Origin of the sequence: Herbaspirillum sp. GCM10030257, assembly GCF_042666555.1 — a bacterium.
Lineage (GTDB): Bacteria > Pseudomonadota > Gammaproteobacteria > Burkholderiales > Burkholderiaceae_D > Noviherbaspirillum.
In genome coordinates this window covers 41806-63774 of record NZ_JBHTDH010000012.1, presented here as the reverse complement: position 1 = coordinate 63774, position 21969 = coordinate 41806, and the positions used below count along the sequence as shown (strand labels likewise).

Genomic DNA, 21969 nt, shown 5'->3' with positions numbered 1-21969 from the left:
GTTTGGGGGGCGAATGAAACGGACTGGCCACATCGACGAGAATCTTCGTCTCGAGGCGCTAAGAAGCTGCAATGTTCTCGACACCGGCGCGGAAGCCCGGTTCGACGAAATCACCGAGCTTGCCGCAAACATTTGCGGTACGCCAATGGGACTGCTCACTCTGATCGACGACAAGCGCCAGTGGTTCAAATCCCGTATCGGTATCGAATTGCAGGAGACTCCCAGGGAAATCGCGTTTTGCCTGCTCACTGTCGCCGAGGCCAAAACCACCGTCATCCGCGATACATGGGACGATTCCCGGTTTGCAAAGAATCCTCTTGTTGTCGGTGAACCCTACGTTCGTTTTTACGCGGGAACGCCGTTGATGATGAGCGACGGGAACATCCTGGGTGCGCTCGCCGTACTTGCTCGTGAAGCACGCGACCTGTCCAGCGAAGAGCGCAGGGCACTTGAAATTCTGGCGCGCCAGGCTGTTGCCCAACTTGAATTGCGCAGAAGCCTCAGCACCCTCGGCAACGCGCTTGAGCAACTTGGCCGTTCCAAAGATGAATTGCGACTGTCGCATGGCGAACTGGAAAAACGGGTATCGGAAAGAGCCGCAGCCCTTAAGGAACTCAACATAATTTTACAGAGGCAAATCGCCGAGCGCACCTCCGAAGCACAAGCGTCGCAAGCCATTATCGATAGTCTTCCCGGCGTTTTTTATTTGTTTGACCAGGACGGGCACTATCTTCGCTGGAACCGTAACCTCGAAACGATTACCGGCTATAGCGCGGAAGAAATCCGGCTGCTGCATCCGCTTGACCTGTTCAGCTCTCCGGAAGACAAGAAGAGGGTTGCTGAACGTATCGAGCAGGTACTCAAAACTGGTGCTGCAACGGTCGAGGCCGATATGACCGTGAAGTCCGGGGAGAGAATTCCGTATTTCTTAACCGGTGTCCGGATTGAAATCGCCAGCAAGCAATGCATATCAGGCCTTGGTGTCGATATCACCGAACGTCGGAAAGCGGAAGAAGCGCTTCGCCTACGTGATCGCGCGATCCAGGCCAGTGTCAATGCCATCGTCATCACTGATCTCAACGGCAACGTCGAGTATGCCAATCCCGCGTTCGAGCGAATCACCGGTTATACCAATGAAGAACTGTTGGGGCGCAATTGCCGTTTCCTGCAAAGAGACGATATCGCGCAGGCGGGCATTGCATCATTGCGACGCGGTATTGCCCAGCGTGAAGAAGTATCCGCCTTGCTGCGCAATTATCGCAAGGATGGCACGATGTTCTGGAATGAAATGCATATTGCCCCGGTACGAGACGCCGATGGCGTCGTCACCCATTTCGTGGGCGTGCTCAACGACATCAGCGCCATTAAATATTATGAGCAGGAGCTGCAGCGGCAAGCAACCTTCGATACCCTGACCACACTGGTCAATCGCAATGTACTGAAAGACAGACTGCGCCAGGATATTGCCGCAGCTGGAAGAGCCAACGAATGCCTGACGGTAGGCTTTCTCGACCTGGATAACTTCAAGTTTATTAATGACAGCTTGGGCCATACGGTAGGCGACGAACTGCTCAAGAGTGTTGCACAAAGATTGGTAAGCTGCCTGCGCGGTAACGATACGATCGCGCGGTACGGCGGCGACGAGTTTGCCTTTGTCATCTATGGATGCAAGGATGAAAAGATGATAGCGACGCTGATGAATCGCATTCTGCGTACCATTGATCGCCCTTTCGATATTGATGGCCACAGGTTCTTTGTCAGCGGCAGTATCGGTATCAGCTTTTACCCAAAGGATGGCAAGGATGTAGACACCTTGCTTAAAAATGCCGACGCGGCAATGTACCGTGCCAAAGAAAAGGGAAGGAACAACTGGCAACCTTACATGCCCGCGATGAATGAAAGGGTGAAGGAAAGATTGTCACTGGAATCCCGGTTGCGACAGGCGCTGTCGGGCAATGAATTTCTTCTTTACTATCAGCCGAAAGTCAGCCTGAAAACAGGACAGATTGTTGGTGTCGAAGCATTATTGCGCTGGCAATCGCCGCAAGGACAACTCATCGGTCCTGCATCATTTATCCCGCTTGCCGAAGAGACTGGACTTATTGTTCCGATCGGCGAGTGGGTATTGCACACTGCGTGCGCGCACATCAAGACCCTCACGGGAACAGGACTGCCGCCACTACGCGTTGCCGTCAACATCTCCGCGCGCCAGTTCGGTCCAAAGACACTCAAGGACCTTGTCAGCCGGGCATTATCCTCTTCTGGATTGGCGCCGTCGGCGCTTGAGCTTGAACTGACCGAAACCCTTGTCATGCAAAATCCCGAAGATGCAATCGGGGTGTTGCTCGATCTTAAGAATATGGGACTGCGATTGGCGATTGACGATTTTGGAACCGGTTACTCAAGCCTCAGTTATCTGCAACGTTTTCCTGTTGACCATCTGAAAATCGATCAGTCTTTTGTGCGTGACATTGGCGCCGACCCGAACGACGCGATCATTGCCCGCGCAGTCATTTCACTTGGACACAGCTTGGGGATGAGTGTGATCGCCGAAGGCGTATCAAATGACGATCAGCTGAGCTTTTTGCGCGAAAACGGGTGCGATGAAATGCAAGGATTTCTGTTCAGCCACCCTATTCCGATTGATGAATTAAAACAGTTGCTGCAGAAGGGGCATGGACTGTTTATGCATTAACAAAGTTGCGAGAAAAGCGAAAAATTTGCGATAGATAAGATAGATGATCTTCTGTCAAAAATTGTGAGAACCGAAGAGGTCGCGTCGGTCTAATTGCTTACCTTCTGCTATTTGCTGAAGATTCCATCCCCAATCAATGTACGGAGGCAGCATGAAGAAGCAATCAATTGCACTAGTTATATCTCTGATGGCCGCGGCAGGTATTGCAGTCGCACAAACCAGTTCTTCACCTTCATCCTCGGGTTCTTCATCCGGGTCATCGAGCCCAAGTTCCGGCATGAGCAGCGGCTCCAGCGGTTCAGGCAGTTCGGGCACTATGTCCAGCGGAAGCTCAAGTTCGCCGAGCAGCACCTCGGACACTTCCGGCAGCAGCGGATCTTCCGGTTCATCCGGTTCTTCCGGTAGTGGCATGAGCGGTTCTTCAGACTCGTCCGGCACTTCGGGTTCCTCGGGCTCAATGGGATCGGGCTCCAGCGGTTCAAGCTCATCGACCGACCCTTCCTCGTCCAGTGGCAGCAGCGGTTCGACCGGCACGAGCGGCTCGTCGGGTTCCTCCGGGTCAACAATGGGTTCGGGCACCACCGGCACCACCGGCACCACGGGATCTGACACGTCCAGCGGTTCAAGTGGCAGCACGGGCTCCAGTTCGTCCGGCAGTTCGCCGAGCTCCACAGACTCTAGTTCGTCCAGTTCGCCGAGTTCCACGGGATCTAGTTCGTCCAGTTCGCCGAGTTCCACGGGATCTAGTTCGTCCAGTTCGCCGAGCTCTAGTTCGTCCAGTTCGCCAAGCTCCACGGGTTCAGGCACTACCGGCAGTAGCAGTTCGGGAAGCCGTTAATTCTTCTCGTTATCTTAGCTAACACGATGGCCGGGCGATTTGACCCGGCCATTTTTTTAATGAATGCAATCGATGATTGCGCACAATCATCGATAGGGTATCCAGTTTCGAGTGAAATGTTAATTACGTGCCGTCATATAGTTGACTGGCGCTCCGGTAAATGGTCGCGTGCGCGTGTGTTGCCAGACACCTTGAAACATGCGTAACGAACCGCAACATGGAGGGGATGTTAACGTCGATTTTGGAGAATATGAATGCAAACCCTGAACTACACAGTAGGACCCTGGCACGCGGAAGCGTTGCTGGAAGAAGTTGAGCCCGGAAAGTTGATGGCGGTTATTTCGGTCACCGATGACAAGGGGATTGCAATGCATGACTCGAAACACACCGTTGTGTTCGATCATGAACAGGGACAGGACAAAGCCAAGGAAACAGAACAGCTGGTAAGGCACCTTTTGCAAGAGCGATACGGAGTCTAATTTAAAGGCATAACTGCACGGCGTCTGGCCGGAGATCGTTGCTGCCAAGGAAAGGAGGGCGGCATTTTCTGGCTCCCGCCGGTGCGGTAGCCAGTCACACGTTCCCGCCACATGATCGCGGCTGATGTCGATATCTCCACACAGAACAGACCTGCCTGATATGACCCAAGCCTAATCGGACGTCATCATGATTCTACCTGTCATATATCTGTTGATACTGCATGGTTTGCTCGGTGGAGCGGATGTCGTCCTTAATCACGAAGTGCGTGAACATTTGCCTTCGCGCTTATCGGCGCGGCTGGAAGAAGCCTTGCACAGTGCAAGAGAGTTTATTTTTGCCATGCTGTTCGGCGGTCTTGCATGGTTTGAATGGCACGGCGCGGCCGTCTTGGCCATCGTAGGACTAGTGGTGGCGGAGATCGTTATTTCGCTCTGGGATACCCTGCTTGAAGACAGGACCAGGGCGCTTTCCCACCTTGAGCGAAGCCTTCACGTATTTCTGTTTGTCAACTTTGGTGCCTATACAGCCTTGCTGGCAGTCGTACTGCGGGATTGGTGGACTCTGCCTTCCGCCCTTGTTCCTACCCATTATGGACTGCTCACCTGGTTGCTTTCCGGCCTTTCCCTTCTCAGCATCACCTGGTGCTTTAGGGATGCCGCGAGCTTTGTCAGACTTGGATTCCGTTCAGGGATTTCCGCAGCCGCTCAGAATAGCTGACCGGATATTTATCCTATTCATGCCGGTTTTACGTTGTCGCAAAATTCGGAACTATTAAATTTGCAAAGAATCTTTCCATCATTTGGTTTGTAATGTAAATGGGAGCGTCTTTGTACGCTTGCTTGTATCACGTGTCGAAGCACCCACGATGTCCCTAGCGGATCCCGTCATTCTTTTGATCCGTCTGTCATGCCGTTTACGCCAGGCGGACCACTTCTCGTTGCCGGTATCCACATATTGTTCAGGCCTGAGGCTATGCCGCGGGAAAGTGCACGTAGGGCTCTGCGGGCCTGCCCGCATGTGCAATGCTGATGATCCTTGGAAGGGACTATGCCATCTAGACTAATCCGGCTTTCACTCCGCTTCGTCCTGCCGCTTGCGCTGGTCATCGGCTTGATTGCCTATGCTGTCGTGCCGCTCATCGATAACCTGACCCTGCGCTGGTTTGTCCGCGACCTTGATGCGCGCTCGCAGTCGCTAGCCATCGCCTTGCAGGAACCCTTGTTTGAATATGTACCGCAAAAGGCGGAAAAGCGCATCAACCAACTCTTTGACCGTGCCCTGCGGGATGAACGCCTGTATGCCATCGCCTTTTGCGATCCATCTGGTGCGGCAATCTACAAAACGAATACCTATCCGGCTTCGCTCGGGTGCCGGACGGAGCAGCCAAGGGATGGACGAAAGGAATCGCTGGTGTCCTTCCCCCAGGGACCGCTGCATGTTTCCGAAAGCCAGCTGGACACCGACGGTCAAGTGCTCGGAAAACTCATCCTGGTGCACGATATGAGCTTCATCGAGCGCCGCAGCGCTGATACCCGCAAATACGTGATCGGCCTGTTCTCGCTGTTGGCCATTGTGATCTCAATGATTACCGTCTTTGTCGCCCATCTTAGCTGGCGTGACTGGATCGCTTCGGTCAAAGGCATCCTGCGCGGTGAGATTGGCATGCAGAACCGACAGCAGACGACCCCGCCTGAAATACGTCCTCTCGAAAGCGACTTGCGCGCCTTGCTCCATGAATTCAGTGTCGAGCGACGGGAGCGTGACGACTCTACCCACTTATGGACTCCCGAGAAACTTCGCGACTTGTTGCACGATGAGCTTGCCGGTGATGAAGTGCTGGTAGTCTCAAACCGCGAACCGTACTTGCACGCCCGCACGAGGAACGGGATCGAAGTACAGCGTCCGGCCAGCGGCCTGGTGACGGCAGTCGAACCGGTCATGCGGGCTTGCTCGGGCACCTGGATCGCGCACGGCAGCGGCTCGGCGGACCGGGAAACCGTCGATCGGGACGATCGCGTGCCGGTACCGCCTGCCAATCCCAGTTATACACTGCGCCGTGTGTGGCTGACGAAAGAGGAAGAGAAGGGCTATTACTATGGCTTTGCGAATGAGGGGCTGTGGCCGCTTTGTCATATCGCTCATGTGCGGCCGGTGTTTCGGTCGTCCGACTGGGAGCAATATGTCGCGGTCAACCAGCGGTTCGCCGATGCAGTCGTCGCAGAGGCGCGTACCGACGATCCAGTCGTTCTGGTACAGGATTATCACTTCGCGCTGTTGCCGCGCATGGTGAAGGAGCAGTTGCCTAAAGCGACCATCATTACCTTTTGGCACATTCCATGGCCAAATCCCGAATCGTTCGGGATCTGCCCATGGCGCGAGGAAATCCTCGAGGGCTTATTAGGCAGCACCATCCTGGGTTTCCATACACCATTCCACTGCAAGAACTTCCTTGAAACAGTGGACCGCAATCTTGAAACCCGCATCGAGTATGAATCGTCTACCGTCTCCTATGGCGGCAAGCTGACGCAGGTCGAGCATTATCCCATTTCAATTGCATGGCCGGAGCAACCGGTCAATAACGACGTTATTGCTGAATGCCGAAAGACAGTCAGGGATGAGCACGGTCTTCCGTCCAACCACTTGCTGGCGGTTGGTGTCGATCGCCTCGACTATACAAAAGGCATTGTCGAGCGCTTTCAGGCGATAGAACGGATGCTTGAACTGCACCCTGACCTCGTCGGAAAATTTACGATGATCCAGATTGCTGCGCCAACCCGATCCTCTCTGGATGAGTACCAGAATTTTGAAACCCGCGTCCGCACGATGGTGCAGCGGATTAACAATCGCTTCTCCAACGGCAACTACCAACCGATCATACTGAAGGCAGAACACCACGACTCCGAACAGGTGACACGCTATTACCGTGCATCGGAAGTTTGCATGGTGACCAGCTTGCACGACGGCATGAATCTGGTCGCAAAGGAATTTATCGCCGCACGTGATGACGACCGCGGCGTGCTGGTGCTCAGCCAGTTCACCGGCGCGGCGCGCGAACTGCACGAAGCATTGGTCGTGAATCCTTATCACATCGAACAGAGTGCGGAAGCCTTGTATCGCGCGGTGACCATGCCTGAAGCGGAGCAATGTGAGCGTATGCGCAGCATGCGTTCGCTGGTCAAGGACTTCAACATTTACCGCTGGGCTGGCCGCATGTTGCTGGATGCTGCGCGGGTGCGCCAGCGTGAACGGATCATGAGCAAGATCCGCTCGCATAGCCGCAAGTCCTTGCGCCGGGTGGTATAAGCGTGAGCCCCCTGTTTTCCGAGGCAGGCTTGGGATGCCTGGAACATGCGGTTGCCGATGGATTGTTATGCGCGTTCGATTTCGACGGCACGCTCTCACCCATCGTGGCCAAGCCTGAAGACGCGCGTCTGCCAGACAACATCCGCGAGCGATTGCTGACGCTAGGCCGCTATTCGCCGATCGCGATCATTACCGGCCGCTCGGTGGAAGATTTACGTAGCCGCCTCGGATTCTCGCCGGATTATGTGGTCGGCAACCATGGACTGGAAGGCGTGCCCGGCTGGGAAAATCTCGCACGTGAGCACGAGGCTGCATGCAAGAACTGGCGACGACAGCTGGAAGAAGCGCTTGCACTGCCAGAGTTCGATCGCGGGATTCAACTTGAGGACAAACGCTATTCGATGTCCGTGCATTATCGACACGTCGGGGATGTCGAGAAAAGCGCAAGCCAGCTTGAAATGCTGTTTGCGACGCTGTCGCCGGCGCCGCGCATCGTGGCTGGCAAATGTGTTTTCAATCTCCTGGCGGAGGACCGGTGTCACAAGGGCAGCGCGCTGGTGCGCCTGATGGAGCTGGCCGGTGCCCCGGGAGCGCTCTACGTCGGTGACGATGTGACCGATGAAGACGTATTTCGCATGCGGCGTGATGATGTGCTGTCCGTCCGTATCGAGCACTCTGCTGACAGTGCCGCAGATTTTTTCCTTCCGCATCCGCGCGACATCCTGCGTTTTCTCGATGAATTGATCACGCGCCTTGACGCGGCTGGTTCCACGAACTGGCTGGCGAAATAGTATATTCGTAGCATCCGGCATCGCGCATTCGGAGCGTGAATGCACACGGCTGGGCACAGGCAGGTTGCTCGTGCGACACATGAATAATGAGGTGCTTATGCAGGACCACTACATCGGATCTCTTGATATCGGCGGAACCAAGATTGCCGCTGTCGTGGCGAGCGAGCAAGGCCCGCTCGCACGGGTGACCGCGCCGACGCCGAAAGAGGGAGATCGCCGTGCGTTGCCGCTTAAAGGCGCGGAGTTGCTACAGATGGCGTGCAGCCAGGCCGGTATCGATCCGGGTCTGGTACGCAGCGTCGGAGTCGCTTCCTGCGGTCCTTTCGTCCATGAAGAGGGTTTGATTGCGCTATCGTCGCCCAATATCTGCGGCGCCGGCCGGAACGCGCCGGATCTGCCTAACGATTGGCGTACCGTACCGCTGGAGCAGGTGTTGCGAGAACGCTATGCAGAGGTCGCAATCGAAAACGATTGTGTCGCAGCCCTTGCCGGAGAACGGGCTTTTGGCGCAGTACAGGATGAACCGAACTGTGTGTATGTCACCTGGAGCACCGGTGTTGGCTTCGGCTTATGCGTCGATGGCCATCTCTTGCGTGGGAAGAATGGCAACGCCGGGCACGCCGGCCACATGCTGATGTCCGAGACCGACCAGGCTTTGTGCGGTTGCGGTAATCGGGGCGACCTCGAGGGACTGATATCAGGACGCAATGTCGCTAACCGCCTGAATATGCCTGCCGCCGAATTATTCAATGCCGCGCGCGACGGCAGGGCGGACGCGCGCGAAGCGGCTGAAACGGCAGCGAGGCGATTCGGCCGGGCGCTATATAACCTTGCGGCCACGCTGGATACGCAACGCTTTGTCATCGGCGGCAGTGTCTGGGTGCATCATGGAGATTGGCTTGCGCCATTGGTGCGTGCCGAAATTGAGCAGCGACTGCCCGCACTGACGGCTGGCGTCACCATCAGTTCCTCCGGTCTGGGAGGAATGGTCACCGATGTCGGCGCTTTATCGCTGGTGCTTCCACAGACATGGATCTCACATTGGCGAACGACATCTCCATGGGAAAAGCTGAAGACATAAAACATGTCTTCTTATCAAGGTGTGAATAGGAAAATTCCTAAATGCATCATGTTTTGCCGACCTTGCAATTCATCCATTTGCCGATACCCAACAGACCTGCTGACTCGCATAATGCATCATGACGCGGAACCTTTATCAGATACTTGCGTCACAGAAATACTGATGGGCAAGGCGTGCCGTTGTGAAAAATGAAGTTCGGGAAACCGAACTTATGCACGCACCCGGTTTAACGCGAAAGATACGGCACAATCATGATGAATTCAGCATTGGTTGCCCTGCCCAAGGAATGGCAGGCATGGATTAATGAAAACCTCGCACGCTCGTGCAAGCCGGATGAGCTTGAGAGCATCATGGTGCGTGACGGGCATTTCGATGCACAACTGGCACGCGCCGCGATCGAAGAGGCGCGTCGCAGCAGCCAGGGACATGGGACGACACAGCCGCCATCGGTCCAGCCGATGCCACGCGTCGATACCGGGTCCAATGTCATTCAGGCATTGGACCGTCAGGTTCAAGTACTGCTTTCACTGCAGGCACCCCGTGTCATCCTGTTTGGCAATGTGCTGAGTGACGAGGAATGCGACGCGCTGATCGCTTATACCGACAAGCGCCTTGAACGTTCGCCGGTCGTCGATGACAAGAACGGCAAGACGCAGCTCCACGCGCACCGTAGCAGTCGTGGCGCCATGCTGCAGCGCGGCGAAAGCGAACTGGTGGCGCGCATCGAGAACCGTATAGCATCCCTGATCGACTGGCCTGTCGAAAACGGCGAAGGGCTGCAAGTCCTGCGATATGAAAAAGGCAACGAATACCGCCCGCATTACGATTGGTTCGATGCGTCACTGCCCGGCCCGCGCAAGCATCTGGAACATGGCGGCCAGCGTGTTGCCACCCTGATCATGTACCTGAGCGATGTGGAAGAGGGCGGTGGCACGTCCTTCCCGAACATCGGTTTGCAGGTCCAGCCTAAGAAAGGTTGCGCGGTGTTCTTTCTCAACACCGATAGCTATGGCAATCCCGACCACAAGACTTTGCATGCGGGTGAACCCGTCGAGCGCGGTGTCAAGGTGATTGCCACCAAGTGGCTGAGGCAACGCGAAAATCTCTGAAACCTCACGATTCGTCTCTCTCCTCCAAGGTGGTTCGTTCACCCCGTCGCAGCAATGCGGCGGGGTTTTTTCTTGTCTGGTCTGACAGCAGGATATCGATATCTTGACTTGATTGGGTTGACTTGCAGTGCAGCGTGTCTCCATTGCGCAGACCAACTACAATCGAGCATGCAGTATCAATGAACATAAACCAACAAGGAGATGAGGATGACATTCACGTTCTTACGCATGGCTGTTGTTGCGGCTGGCATGGCAGGAGTTGCCTTGATGACTGCCGCTCCGGTACACGCGCAGCAGCAATTCGTTAACGTACTTACCGGCGGCACCAGCGGTGTCTACTACCCGATGGGTGTGGCTTTATCGCAGATTTATGGCAAGGCGCTGCCCAACGCAAAAATCTCGGTCCAGGCAACCAAGGCGTCCGCGGAAAACCTGAACCTGCTGCAGGCGGGGCGAGGTGAAATTGCCTTCACATTGGGTGACTCCTTGTCGGATGCCTGGAAAGGAGATGAAGAAGCCGGATTCAAAGCGCCGCTGAAGAAACTGCGCACCGTCGCGGCCATCTACCCGAACTATATCCAGATCGTCGCTTCCGCCGATTCGGGCATCAAGACGCTGGCCGACTTGAAGGGCAAGCGGATTTCCGTCGGTGCCCCCAAGTCCGGTACTGAACTGAATGCGCGTGCGATCCTGAAGGCGGCAGGACTGAGTTATAAAGACTTTGCTAAAGTCGAGTACCTGCCGTTTGGCGAGTCCGTCGAACTCATGAAAAACCGCCAGCTTGATGTCACCCTGCAGTCTGCCGGCCTGGGCGTGTCGGCGCTGCGCGACCTGTCGACAGCAGTAAAGATCGTCGTTATCCCGGTGCCCCCGGAAGTGGTCGCCAAGGTCGGCGATCCTGCCTACCTTGTCAGTACGATTCCCGCCAAGACGTATGAGGGACAGACGACCGACGTACCGACCGCCGCGATCCAGAATTTCCTCGTGACGCATGAAGGAGTCCCGGCGGATGTGGTGTACACCATGACCAAATCCATGTTTGACAATCTCGACCAGCTTCTTGCGGCGCATGCGTCGGCGAAGGCTATCAAGAAGGAAACGGCGGCCAAAAATCCGCCCGTCCCTCTACACCCCGGCGCCGAGAAATATTATCGCGAGGCTGGGCTGATCAAGTAAGGCCAGGGATTCGAACAGTAAGGCGATAAGACAATAAAACCGTAAAACAATAAAACAAGCGGTCGACATCATAAGAGCGCAGGCGTAAAAAACGACCTGCGCCGATAACATCCAATCAAGGAGCATTCATGGCCGAACTCGATCTCCACGCGCATGCGCCTGGAGCCGCACCACCATCCAACGACGAGTTTCAGGAACACGGTGTACAACGCAAGCTTGGTGGCGTAGCGCTGAGAATTCTTGTGGCAGTCGCGTTAATGTTTTCGTCATATCAGCTGATCGTTGCCGCGTTTCATCCCTTGTCCAGCCTAGTTATTCGTTCACTGCATGTCGGCTTTCTGCTGATGCTGACTTTCCTGCTCTATCCTCGTTCCACCAAGGGCAATCTGACAGCGGTGCCATGGTATGACTGGTTGCTGGCAGGCGGTGGTTTCATGCTCGCCTTTTACCACTGGGTGTTCGAGGCCGACCTGATTCAGCGCGCCGGCGATCCAAGCACCACGGATCTGGCGGTGGGCGCCATTGTGGTCGTCATGGTATTCGAAGCCTCGCGGCGCATCATGGGCGCAGCCTTGCCTATTATCTGCGGCACATTCCTGCTATACGGCATGTTTGGCCAGTACTTGCCGGGCGCGCTGGCGCACCGCGGCTATGGCTTCGACCAGATCATCGACCAGCTATTTATTGGCACGGAAGGCATCTATGGCACGCCCACCATGGTGTCGGCTACCTATATCTTCCTGTTCATTCTGTTTGGCGCTTTTCTGGAACACGCGGGCATGATACGTTTGTTCAATAACGTTGCGCTCGGCCTGGTCGGCAGCGCGCAGGGCGGGCCTGCAAAGGTCGCTGTGATTTCCTCCGGACTGATGGGTACGATCTCAGGATCGGGCGTCGCCAATGTACTGACGGTAGGTCAGTTCACCATCCCGCTGATGAAACGGTTTGGCTATAGCGGAGTGTTCGCCGGCGCGGTTGAAGCGACGGCATCGATGGGTGGCCAGATCATGCCGCCGGTGATGGGCGCGGTGGCTTTCATCATGGCCGAGACGCTCAACGTGCCGTACACGGACATCGTCAAGGCGGCCGTTATTCCCGCCGTCCTGTACTACTTCACCGCCTTTGTCATGGTGCATCTGGAGGCGGGGCGCATGAAACTGACCGGCGTGCCGAAGGACCAGATTCCAAGCGCATGGCGTTCATTGAAGGCCGACTGGCATCTCGCCCTGCCGCTGGCTGCACTGGTATGGATGCTGTTCCACGGATTCACTCCGATGTTCGCCGGATTGACCGGGCTGGCGCTGACGGCCATCCTGATCCTCGGTGCCGCGCTTGCGGCCCGTATGTCACAGGCCGCGTTCCGGTATGTCTTCTGGCTGGCGATCGGACTAGGGGCTGCCAGCTTCCTGCAATGGGGGATTTATCCCATCCTTGCCATCATCGCTGCGCTTTGCCTGGCCTGCCTGTGGGTGCGAGGCGGCCGCGAAACGCTGGGAACGCTCAAGTCCAGCCTCGTCGATGGCGCCAAGCAAGGGCTGGTGGTCGGCATGGCTTGCGCGGTGGTCGGGGTCATTATCGGCGTATTGACGCTGACCGGCGCTGCATCGACCTTTGCCGGTTTTATCCTCGACGTCGGCGAAAAAAGCCTGTTCTTGTCGTTGCTGCTCACCATGCTGGTCTGCCTGGTGCTGGGTACCGGGATCCCTACTATCCCGAACTACATCATCACCAGTGCGATTGCCGCGCCTGCCCTGCTAAAACTGGGCGTGCCGCTGATTGTGTCGCATATGTTCGTGTTTTATTTCGGGATCATGGCGGATCTGACGCCACCGGTCGCTCTGGCGGCATTCGCGGCGGCGTCGATTGCAAAAGATGACCCGGACAAGATCGGCTGGAAAGCGACGCAGATCGCCATTGCGGGCTACGTTGTGCCCTTCATGGCGGTGTACACGCCGGCACTCATGCTGCAGGGAGACTGGACCGTGGCGGGTGTCGCCTATGTCGTCATCAAGGCGGTTCTCGCCATCGGCTTGTGGGCCGCTGCAACGGTAGGCCATTTTTGGATCGCCCTCAAATTTTCGGAGCGCATCTACGTGACCGTGGCCGCGTGCATGCTGGTCGCTGCGGTTCCGCTGACGGATGAAATCGGCTTTGCCATGGCGGCGACCTTCTTCGGCTGGCATGCCTGGCAAAAGCGAAGGCTTGCGGTAGCGTGACAGCGATCTGCCTTGCAGCGGCGGCCTTTTCCGCTGTGCTGCCGCTGCAGCAGTTCACCCTTGCCTGGAACCACTCGATTGAAAAGATCCGGTGGGAAGAGGACTATATCGTCGCCGCCGGCCGCCTGCGGCTGACGGAAGCCCGCATCAAGGGTTCAGGCGCAGGCATGGAGCCCCCTGAGGGCGCCATCCTTCGGAACGGCGCATGGCATTACTCGCCCAGGCTTCCCGACCTTCCCCGGATCAGTCTGCGCCGGTCGGGCTTTGTAGCCGACTATGAATGGTGCACACATGGGGAATGCCAGTCGTTAAGCGCGATTGCCGGTCCCCCCGATAAGAACCAGGTGCTCGATATCTTTCCTTGTACATCGCCTTAGAGGAATTTTGAATCGGGGTGGAGGGGGGGAAAGCCAGACACATTTCGACGCCGCGCCCCTTGCTACCGGTTCCGAACCGCGTGGGACTGGTGTGCGTGACTCTTCGCGCACCTGCAACGCCACTGGCAACGAGGAGATGGTCAACTCCTTCTGCACTTTCAACTAGGCCAGTTCAAGCCAGGTATCCGGGCAGACGACCTGAAGCCGGCAGGATTCTTTTCAAGGAAGTGATCGGTGCGCCATTCCTTCGCGAGGGCGGCCAGTTGTGAAAGAACATTTCGCAATTCCTCGGGTGCACCTTTGTCGTGCAGTGGATACTGATCGACCAGCAAAACCCGGCCGGTTTCGTCCGAGACGGTAAAGCTTGGCCCAGTTCCGGTGTAAAGAAACAAATTGGCTTCCAGCAGTGCCTTGTATGCATCGGCCTGGCGACCTAGCGGCACATCACCGAAATCACAATATATAAACATGATGTCCGGATTGACCGTTTCACTATGGATCAGCGAGAACATCGATCCATCGACGACAATTGAGCCTCCTCTCATGATCCGTACTGGATCCTCCAGGCCGCACAACTTACAAAAATCCTCGATCAAATATCTGTAGTTTTTCTGCATTACTGACTTCCGTTTTCGAGTGTCATCAGTCATGAGTGCATTTTAGAGGGCATGCAGTTCCATTATTTCTTTGCAATTCGTTGCCATGGCTTTGGAACTTGTGTTCAGACACAAGCCACGCAGTAGCAGTCCATAGACCTACATTTGAACATTGTTTGAATAAAACAAAAAACTTCTGTGCAAAGAAAACCGATGGAGACTTTTTTATAAATTCCTTGAGGAAAAATCATGTTCAGAAATAAACCTGTTCCTAAACCCCCTCCTAATAATACTAGTTCCACCATAAGTACAAGTAATGCCGCTTCTGGAAACAGCGTATTGGCAGGTTCGAGTTCTAACAATCAACCGCCAATCAAACATCCTGGGGAAACCAGTAATACAGTAACAAAAGATTTAAAGCGAAGGGTGCAAAGATTGAGTCAATTGGCATCCAGAAAACAACCTAACCTCGCAAAAGATGACTTCTTAGCAACCACCCCTGGAACTGTGGGCATAATGACTCAAACTAAGGCGAATCCTATAGCGTCAGTATCTGTAAAGGCGCATCCGCAACAGCGCATTCGTAGCCAATCTTTAGGCGGAGCAACGGTTAACGCCGGCAGTGCGCGCAAACCACCTCATGAGCTCCAGAGGATGAATAGTATGGGTAGTAATGCGAGTAATCGAGCACGAAGACTAGCTGGCGGTGCTGACCCTGCGGAAGCGGAATTACGAGCTTTACGTATGAAAGGATTCTATGTGGAACGCGTAGATCGAGATGGTCTTGTTCGAATGAAATGGAGAGGAAAAGATTTCGCAAATGACACGTGCTTGGGGGTGGCTGACACAAATTATAAGATAGCATCGCGGAAATATGCGAAACATGTTGATGACCCCCCAGTTCCCGATAACTGCAAGCTCGTAAAAAGAGGAGAAGATGGTCAATGGAGCGTCACTAATGCGGATGAAACGCCTACGGATTTAGCTGATGGCAACTATATTTTCGTAACCATGGCGAATGGGACCATTCGAATCGGAGACTCTAGGGACGGACAGAATGCCCATTGCCTGCTTTCTAATCATGCCGCCTATGTTAAGTACGCTGGTACGATTAGATTTCACGAAGGAAAGCCGGTGGAAGGCAGTTCACAATCAGGCACTTATTTACCTGACCCTGGCGAGTGGGAGAATTCCGGTTTTGACAAAACTATTTTAAAAAATCCAGAGGACCTCGACTTCGAACATATCAAGGAGCTTTACGAAAAAGGGCGTCAACAATCCACTCCTTCATCTAGCGAAGCGGACCTGCCTATAAGTTGACATTGCGTCGCCTCCAGGCGACAACGCACGAGTCGAGATTTCCCAGCCACACCGCCACCCGTTTTTCTGGCACTTAGCCCGGCTCCCGGTTAATATTGCTTTATATCAATATTTTCTGGCAGCGCGGGGAGGCGTTGCTACATGCGCGCTTTCCACTTTCTTTCTACGCGACATAGCGCTTTGCCATGGCACGCTGCGCTCACCCTGATTCTGATTGGGGCGATGGCGCTGGAAATGTTTGGCCTTCACATGCTCGCTACCAGCGAAGCCCGGCTGTCCGATGTATTCATGCGACGGCATGCGATCGATTTCAAAGCCGACCCCGGCATTGTGATCGTCGATGTCGACGATGCGAGCATGGCTGCCATGCAGGATATCGCTGGCTTGTGGTCGTGGCCGCGCGAAATCCATGCCGACCTGCTTGAGGCATTGGCGGAATTTACGCCGCGCGCAGTGGTGTTTGATATCGCCTTTTCGGAGAAAGATCTCAAGCGTCCAAAAAGCGACGCAAGGTTATCGGGCGCAATCCATGCCAATCGCCATGTTTATCTTTCCGCGGTACGAGGTCATCCCGCGCTGGACAAGTCTGGCATCCCATTGCATCAACTCGAACCGGCGTTCGGCATTGCCGCCGGCGACCGGCACGCGCGTGCGGCGATCCAGGTGCCGGGCGCCATTGATCCCGCAGGATGGCGTCTCGGCCTGATCAACAGTGTCGAAGACGAAGACGGCGTGCTGCGCCGTTATCGTCTGTACACGGAACTTGCAGGTTACCGCCTGCCTTCGCTGCCTGCGCGCGTGGTACGCGATCTTGGCGCTCGCCTGCCGGAGCGTCCTGAATTCCGGATGCGCTGGCCACAGGAAGGCCATCGGCGCTTCAGCTATAGCGAGTTGTACCGGCTGCTGACCGAGCAGCGCCACGCGCTTGGCGCCGATGACGTGCATGCGCTTGACAAGCTGTTTCGTAACAAAATCATCGTCGTGGGGTCATCGGCTGCCGGTTCCTTCGACCATCATTTGACGCCGCTGGAAGCTGGCTATCCGGGCGTCGATATCCTTGCGGTCGCGATCGACAACCTGATGAACGGAAGCCACCTCAGGAGCGTACCGTCCATCGGGCCTTTCCTGCTTGGCGCGCTGCTCATCGTGTCAACCGCCGCCGCTTTCTCTCGCCGGTTTCATCCGGTGCTGACAGGCGCTTTCCTGGCGCTGGCCTCGCTGGGCGTGGTGATCTTGGCGGACTTCGCGCTTGCGCATGGACTGCTGCTGCCTGTGGTCACACCGATCGTCTTTGCGTGGCTATGCTTTTTCTGTGTCGCCATCGCCGGTTATCTGCGTGAACGCCGTGCGCGTGAACAGGCGGTCTTGCTGTTCGGCCGCTTTCTTAATCCAAACGTCGTGCGGCAAATCGTCGAGCAGGGCGAAACGGTGGAAAGTCTATCGGGGCGGACCCGCAACATTACGGTGCTGTTTTCGGATATTCGCGGCTTTACCACCTTGTCCGAAAGCCGGCCGCCGCAGGAGGTCGTCACTCTGCTGAATCGCTACTTCGAGCGACAGGTTGAAGTGGTGTTCCGGCATGGCGGCACACTCGATAAATTTATCGGCGACTGCATCATGGCTTTTTGGGGAGCGCCGCTCGACGATCCGCAGCACGCGCCGCGCGCTGTGGCGGCTGCGCTGGAAATGCAAAACGTGCTCCTTGAGTTCAAACAGGAGCTCGCCGCCGAAGGATCGGATGTCGGCGATTTCGATGTCGGCATAGGCGTGCATAGCGGACAGGCGGTGGTTGGCTTTATTGGCGCGCAGCGCAAACTCGATTACACGGCGATCGGCGATACGGTCAACCTTGCCAGCCGCGTTGAAGGTTTGACCAAGGGCATTGCGCGGGTGTTGGTCACCGAAGACACCATGCGCGCCTGCGCCGCGTCAGAAGATCTGGATTTCCGGCCGCACGGCGCGTTTGACGTCAAAGGACGCGCGGCCAAAGTCGAACTGTATGAACCGAGGAGGAAAAACGCATGAAACGACTGCCTTTGGCATTCGCCGCTTTGCTGGCAGCCGGAACGGTACACGCCGAATCGGCGCTGACCAGCCGGGCAACTGAATTACAGGCTCAGGCACAGTCAGACGCGGCAAGCATCGCCAGCCTGCCCGAGAATACCCGCGTCGATGTGCTGTTACGCAAGGGCGCATGGACCCAGGTCAAAACCGCGGCGGGGCAGAGCGGCTGGGTGCGGATGCTGGCGCTGAAGCAGGAGGGCGCATCAGCCGCTGTGCCCGCTGCTGCGCCGGCGAGCAGCAATCCATTGGGTGCGCTGAATAATTTGTTGTCATCAGGACGTACCAGCAATTCCGCGACTATCACTACCGGTGTGCGCGGCCTGTCGGAAGAAGACCTGCAGCACGCGCAGGCCAATCCGGCTGAGCTCGACAAGGCACAGCGCTTTGTGGCGGATCGCAATGCTGCCCAGTCTTTTGCGCAGCGCAGCAACTTGTCTCCGCTGAAGGTCGACTATCTGGCGGAGCCGGACACCATCAGCGCGCGTAATTCGGAGGGGAACTGAGATGCGCCACCTTTCCAAGTTGATGTTGGGTGCCGTGCTTGCCGCTACAGCGATATCCGCTTCTGCGCAGCTGCCGTTTTCCCTGCCCGGCCTGGGCAAGCTCGGTGACAAACTCGGTGGACTCAATATCGGGAATACCGTCAGCAACCTGACCAAGGCGTCGAGAGAGCCTGATGAGGCGGAAGAAGTCCGTATCGGCCAGGAATTCGCTTCCACGCTGCTTGGCGCCAAGCCATTGGTCGCCGATCCGGCGTTGCAGCGCTACATCAATACGCTGGGCCGCTGGCTCGCGATGCAGACCGAGCGACCGGATCTGCCTTGGACCTTTGGTGTGATCGAGGATGCAGGCTTCAATGCCTTTGCCACTCCCGGAGGGCATGTCTTCGTGACGCGTGGACTGATCGCGCGCATGCGTAACGAGGCGGAACTGGCCGGCGTGCTTGCGCATGAGATCGGTCACGTGTTGAAAAGACATCATCTGCGGGCGGTGCAAAAGAACGCTGGCGTCGCCCTGCTTGGCGACTTCATCAACGCAGCTAACAAGAGTGGTAACAACGAGGCTCGCAATGCACTCATGAACGTGGGGCGCAAACTGTATGCAAGCGGCCTGGATAAAGAGGATGAATTCGAGGCGGACCGTCTTGGCGTCGTGATCGCCGCGCGCGCGGGTTTCGACGCGTTTGGCCTGCCTGCGGTGTTACAGACCTTGCAGGCCCAGAGTGCTTCGGACGGTGAATTTTCCTTGCTGTTCAAGACGCATCCTGCACCGGCGGCGCGTATCGGCATGCTCGATCGCCTGATGGGAGACCGCTTTGACACGCTGCCGGGATCGCTTGGGCAGCCGGTCAGTGTCAGGCTGGCGGACTTCCGGAAGTAACAGGCGTTTGAACAGGCAGCTCAAACGGTTAATTCAGAGTGCAACGGGAGACACGCTGTGTCTCCCAGTTTCGAGGACGCATTTCGGCGGGTTTGCTATGCGCGCGACGCTGCTTCTTTGATTTCCACCATCTTCATCAGCGCATACAGACTTTCCAGTGCAGGAATGGCAACGCCTTCACGCCGGCCCGCGCGTACCGCATTCCCAAGGATGACTTCGGTTTCCATCGGACGCTTGTTTTCATAGTCAAGCGCCATGCTGGTCTTGTACGGTGGCGCTTTGCGCGTGCCTTCGATGTACTGGTCGATCAGGGTCTCCGGCAGCGGATGACCGGTTGCCGCCGCAACGGCGCAGACTTCCCGCATGGCCGTACGGACAAAAGTTTCGCCCACCTTGCCCGACAGGATATGCCCGGTATCGAGCGCGCCGCCCAGTACCGAGATCGGATTGAAGACCGCATTCCACAGGCACTTCTGCCAGCGTGCCGTGACGACGTTTTCGGTCAGCGTGCAGCGGATACCGCCACTGTCGAGCATGGCGGCCAGTTGGCGACTGCGTTCGCTGAGACCGGAAGGATAGTTGCCAAAGGTGAGGTCGCCGAATGCGTAGTGTTTCACCTTGCCCGGGGCAACGCGGCTGACCTGGACGAAGGCGAGCACACTGATCAGTTCATTGTCGGGAAAGGCCTCGGCGATTTCCTCTTCGATTTCGACACCATTCTCGATCAGTACGATGGCAGTCCGGGGGCCGACCGCATCACGGATCATGGCCGCACGGTCAGTGCCTTCAACCACTTTGACGCTGAGCAGAAGAAAATCGGGCGGCCCGCCCTGGTAGTCGGTGACAGTCGCCAAAGTCTGCACCGGCCGGAATACCCGATCACCCAGCCGCTTGCTTTCAATATGAAAGCCATCCTTGCGCACGGTCTCAAGTTCGGACCGGCACACCACCGATACATCGGCACCGTACGACTGCAGCAGGGCTCCATAAAAACTGCCGATGGCGCCGGCGCCGACAACGAGAACCCTCGTCGTTTGTGAAGCAGGGGAAGCGGACGAGCTCACGACATTCCTTTCATTCGGTAAGCGATCAATTTTCCATCCGATTGTATCGGGAAGGCGACGGTCGCGCCGGACGGCGATCGCGCGCGTCGAACGGGTGCCTTGAAAAGTCTTTAAGACGCATAAGCAACATTTGAAAAAATTTGTGTAATTCAATGCTTTAAGGCAAACCTTGCGATCCATTTAGCAGATATGATTGGTGCCGTAAGACAACTTTTTCATTTTGGCACCTCCATGTTCAAGAAAACCCTGATGGCGCTGCTGCTGAGCACGGCCGCGTCCGCATTTGCAGTTCCGTTGAGTTCCCAGCACGCGCTCGTGTTCGAGGAGGACTCCGGTATTGTATTGCTCGAAAAAAATGCCCATGACGTGGTTCCGATCGCTTCGATCACCAAGGTCATGACGGCCATGGCCATCCTGGATGCCAAGCTGGACATGAACGAGCTGATCACCATCGATCAGAGTGACGTGGATACCCTCAAACACAGTTCATCCCGTGTGCCGGTCGGTACGGTGCTGACCCGCCAAGCCTTGCTGGAACTGGCCCTGATGTCATCGGATAACCGCGCCGCCGCCGCACTAGCCCGCACTTTCCCGGGTAGCCATGCCGGCTTTGTCGCCGCGGTCAGGGAAAAGCTCAATGCGCTCGGCATGCGCAACACCGTGATTGAAGAGCCAACCGGTCTGTCGCCGCACAATCGCTCGACCGCCGCTGACCTGGTGAAGATGGTCACGGCGGCCTCGCATTATCCGGAAATTGGTCAGATTACGACCGAAACCGGTGACCTGCTCGACATGAATGGTCGCATGGTGCAGTACCACAATACTAACCGCCTGGTCGGCCGTGACGGCTGGAATATCCTGCTGTCGAAAACCGGCTTTACCAGGGAAGCAGGTCGTTGCCTGGTCATGCGTTTCCAGGCTGCGGGCAAGCGTGTGATCGTTGTGCTGCTCAATGCCAAGGAAGGCGCAGCGCGCATGGTGGATGCGGAAAATGTGCAGCGTCTGCTGACGGGGGAGCCTCCGCTGATCGCTCGGGCGGCCGTTCCGCGCGCGTCGTCGCGCAAGGCTCGTGGCCAACAGGGTTCAGTGATGCTGGTCAAGGCCAAAGGCGGCGGCAAGGCGATCAGTGCCAAGGCACGCAAGAAACGTCCGACGATGTAAATCGACGAGGCTTGACCTGACTAAAAATGGACCGTTCACGGTCCATTTTTATTTGGTGTCGCTGGTTGGTGTCGCTTGTGGCCAATAGGCCGGCGTCAGTGGTGGGAAGACTTTCGTCGCTGTCTTTTCTGGCATTGCATGCTGCTCTTGCAGCTCCGCACCGTCTGGCGCACGCCCTGCACCAATGCGTCGATCCCGCGGTGCAGAAGTTCACATGGATACGGATATTTGATGGCATGAGGGTTCGTGGATTGCCGTGTCGGGATCTATGCAAAGCTTCCGTTAGGTGGTGATCCGGGTTTTGCCAGTGCCCGGTCT

18 protein-coding genes are annotated in these 21969 nt (G+C 56.3%); 15 read left to right on the top strand and 3 right to left on the bottom strand.

Annotated features, from left to right (window positions below; all coding sequences use genetic code 11):
• The first annotated feature begins 13 nt into the window (after positions 1–13).
• Complete coding sequence (locus ACFQUU_RS18070) at positions 14–2695, top strand: EAL domain-containing protein (RefSeq protein WP_382249487.1); 2682 nt, start codon at positions 14–16, stop codon at positions 2693–2695.
• Between the two features lie 54 nt (positions 2696–2749).
• Here the strand turns inward: ACFQUU_RS18070 and ACFQUU_RS18065 are convergent, their stop codons facing one another.
• Positions 2750–3490: a hypothetical protein gene (locus ACFQUU_RS18065; protein WP_382249486.1), complete on the bottom strand. Its 741-nt coding sequence runs from the start codon at positions 3488–3490 to the stop codon at positions 2750–2752.
• Between the two features lie 297 nt (positions 3491–3787).
• On the opposite strand from ACFQUU_RS18065, the gene ACFQUU_RS18060 reads away from it, so the two are divergent.
• The 9 genes from ACFQUU_RS18060 (at position 3788) to ACFQUU_RS18020 (ending at position 14066) form a co-directional block, all read left to right on the top strand.
• Complete coding sequence (locus ACFQUU_RS18060; protein ID WP_382249484.1) at positions 3788–4012, top strand: hypothetical protein; 225 nt, start codon at positions 3788–3790, stop codon at positions 4010–4012.
• A 187-nt stretch (positions 4013–4199) separates the two neighbouring features.
• Positions 4200–4730 carry a hypothetical protein gene (locus ACFQUU_RS18055; protein WP_382249482.1) on the top strand — a complete coding sequence of 177 codons (531 nt, stop codon included), beginning with the start codon at positions 4200–4202 and terminating at the stop codon, positions 4728–4730.
• A 330-nt stretch (positions 4731–5060) separates the two neighbouring features.
• Positions 5061–7316, top strand: coding sequence for a trehalose-6-phosphate synthase (locus ACFQUU_RS18050; protein ID WP_382249481.1), 2256 nt, complete (start codon positions 5061–5063; stop codon positions 7314–7316).
• Between the two features lie 2 nt (positions 7317–7318).
• Positions 7319–8107, top strand: a complete 789-nt coding sequence (gene otsB, locus ACFQUU_RS18045; RefSeq protein WP_382249480.1) for a trehalose-phosphatase — start codon at positions 7319–7321, stop codon at positions 8105–8107.
• A 97-nt stretch (positions 8108–8204) separates the two neighbouring features.
• Positions 8205–9188: an ROK family protein gene (locus tag ACFQUU_RS18040; protein WP_382249478.1), complete on the top strand. Its 984-nt coding sequence runs from the start codon at positions 8205–8207 to the stop codon at positions 9186–9188.
• A gap of 251 nt (positions 9189–9439) precedes the next feature.
• Positions 9440–10297: a 2OG-Fe(II) oxygenase gene (locus tag ACFQUU_RS18035; RefSeq protein ID WP_382249477.1), complete on the top strand. Its 858-nt coding sequence runs from the start codon at positions 9440–9442 to the stop codon at positions 10295–10297.
• A gap of 207 nt (positions 10298–10504) precedes the next feature.
• Complete coding sequence (locus ACFQUU_RS18030) at positions 10505–11473, top strand: TAXI family TRAP transporter solute-binding subunit (RefSeq protein WP_382249476.1); 969 nt, start codon at positions 10505–10507, stop codon at positions 11471–11473.
• Positions 11474–11601: 128 nt separating this feature from the next.
• A complete protein-coding gene (locus ACFQUU_RS18025) occupies positions 11602–13689 on the top strand; it encodes a TRAP transporter permease (RefSeq protein ID WP_382249474.1) in 2088 nt (695 codons plus the stop codon).
• Positions 13686–14066 carry a DUF1850 domain-containing protein gene (locus ACFQUU_RS18020; RefSeq protein ID WP_382249472.1) on the top strand — a complete coding sequence of 127 codons (381 nt, stop codon included), beginning with the start codon at positions 13686–13688 and terminating at the stop codon, positions 14064–14066. The genes ACFQUU_RS18025 and ACFQUU_RS18020 overlap by 4 nt, the downstream gene beginning before the upstream one ends.
• A 158-nt stretch (positions 14067–14224) precedes the next feature.
• Here the strand turns inward: ACFQUU_RS18020 and ACFQUU_RS18015 are convergent, their stop codons facing one another.
• On the bottom strand, positions 14225–14683 hold the full coding sequence (locus ACFQUU_RS18015; RefSeq protein WP_382249470.1) for a CesT family type III secretion system chaperone: 459 nt from the start codon (positions 14681–14683) through the stop codon (positions 14225–14227).
• A 228-nt stretch (positions 14684–14911) separates the two neighbouring features.
• Here ACFQUU_RS18015 and ACFQUU_RS18010 point away from each other — a divergent pair, with 228 nt between their 5' ends.
• The 4 genes from ACFQUU_RS18010 to ACFQUU_RS17995 all read left to right on the top strand — a co-directional run bounded on the left by ACFQUU_RS18010 (position 14912) and on the right by ACFQUU_RS17995 (position 19426).
• Positions 14912–15982 (top strand): hypothetical protein, encoded by a 1071-nt coding sequence (locus ACFQUU_RS18010; protein WP_382249468.1) that lies wholly within the window; start codon positions 14912–14914, stop codon positions 15980–15982.
• 141 nt (positions 15983–16123) lie between these two features.
• A complete protein-coding gene (locus tag ACFQUU_RS18005; RefSeq protein WP_382249467.1) occupies positions 16124–18007 on the top strand; it encodes a CHASE2 domain-containing protein in 1884 nt (627 codons plus the stop codon).
• Positions 18004–18549 (top strand): hypothetical protein, encoded by a 546-nt coding sequence (locus ACFQUU_RS18000; RefSeq protein WP_382249466.1) that lies wholly within the window; start codon positions 18004–18006, stop codon positions 18547–18549. Before ACFQUU_RS18005 ends, ACFQUU_RS18000 begins: the two co-directional genes overlap by 4 nt.
• A 1-nt stretch (position 18550) precedes the next feature.
• Positions 18551–19426, top strand: a complete 876-nt coding sequence (locus tag ACFQUU_RS17995; protein WP_382249464.1) for a M48 family metallopeptidase — start codon at positions 18551–18553, stop codon at positions 19424–19426.
• A 95-nt stretch (positions 19427–19521) separates the two neighbouring features.
• Here ACFQUU_RS17995 and ACFQUU_RS17990 read toward each other — a convergent pair whose 3' ends face one another.
• Positions 19522–20490, bottom strand: coding sequence for a ketopantoate reductase family protein (locus ACFQUU_RS17990; RefSeq protein WP_382249462.1), 969 nt, complete (start codon positions 20488–20490; stop codon positions 19522–19524).
• Between the two features lie 231 nt (positions 20491–20721).
• Here ACFQUU_RS17990 and ACFQUU_RS17985 point away from each other — a divergent pair, with 231 nt between their 5' ends.
• Positions 20722–21651 (top strand): D-alanyl-D-alanine carboxypeptidase family protein, encoded by a 930-nt coding sequence (locus ACFQUU_RS17985; RefSeq protein ID WP_382249460.1) that lies wholly within the window; start codon positions 20722–20724, stop codon positions 21649–21651.
• Positions 21652–21969 lie beyond the last annotated feature (318 nt).

Coding starts and splice junctions, on each gene's coding strand:
- ACFQUU_RS18070 (WP_382249487.1), top strand. CDS start 14: ATGAAACGGACTGGCCACATCGACGAGAATCTTCGTCTCGAGGCGCTA.
- ACFQUU_RS18060 (WP_382249484.1), top strand. CDS start 3,788: ATGCAAACCCTGAACTACACAGTAGGACCCTGGCACGCGGAAGCGTTG.
- ACFQUU_RS18055 (WP_382249482.1), top strand. CDS start 4,200: ATGATTCTACCTGTCATATATCTGTTGATACTGCATGGTTTGCTCGGT.
- ACFQUU_RS18050 (WP_382249481.1), top strand. CDS start 5,061: ATGCCATCTAGACTAATCCGGCTTTCACTCCGCTTCGTCCTGCCGCTT.
- ACFQUU_RS18040 (WP_382249478.1), top strand. CDS start 8,205: ATGCAGGACCACTACATCGGATCTCTTGATATCGGCGGAACCAAGATT.
- ACFQUU_RS18035 (WP_382249477.1), top strand. CDS start 9,440: ATGATGAATTCAGCATTGGTTGCCCTGCCCAAGGAATGGCAGGCATGG.
- ACFQUU_RS18030 (WP_382249476.1), top strand. CDS start 10,505: ATGACATTCACGTTCTTACGCATGGCTGTTGTTGCGGCTGGCATGGCA.
- ACFQUU_RS18025 (WP_382249474.1), top strand. CDS start 11,602: ATGGCCGAACTCGATCTCCACGCGCATGCGCCTGGAGCCGCACCACCA.
- ACFQUU_RS18015 (WP_382249470.1), bottom strand. CDS start 14,683: ATGCAGAAAAACTACAGATATTTGATCGAGGATTTTTGTAAGTTGTGC.
- ACFQUU_RS18010 (WP_382249468.1), top strand. CDS start 14,912: ATGTTCAGAAATAAACCTGTTCCTAAACCCCCTCCTAATAATACTAGT.
- ACFQUU_RS18005 (WP_382249467.1), top strand. CDS start 16,124: ATGCGCGCTTTCCACTTTCTTTCTACGCGACATAGCGCTTTGCCATGG.
- ACFQUU_RS18000 (WP_382249466.1), top strand. CDS start 18,004: ATGAAACGACTGCCTTTGGCATTCGCCGCTTTGCTGGCAGCCGGAACG.
- ACFQUU_RS17995 (WP_382249464.1), top strand. CDS start 18,551: ATGCGCCACCTTTCCAAGTTGATGTTGGGTGCCGTGCTTGCCGCTACA.
- ACFQUU_RS17985 (WP_382249460.1), top strand. CDS start 20,722: ATGTTCAAGAAAACCCTGATGGCGCTGCTGCTGAGCACGGCCGCGTCC.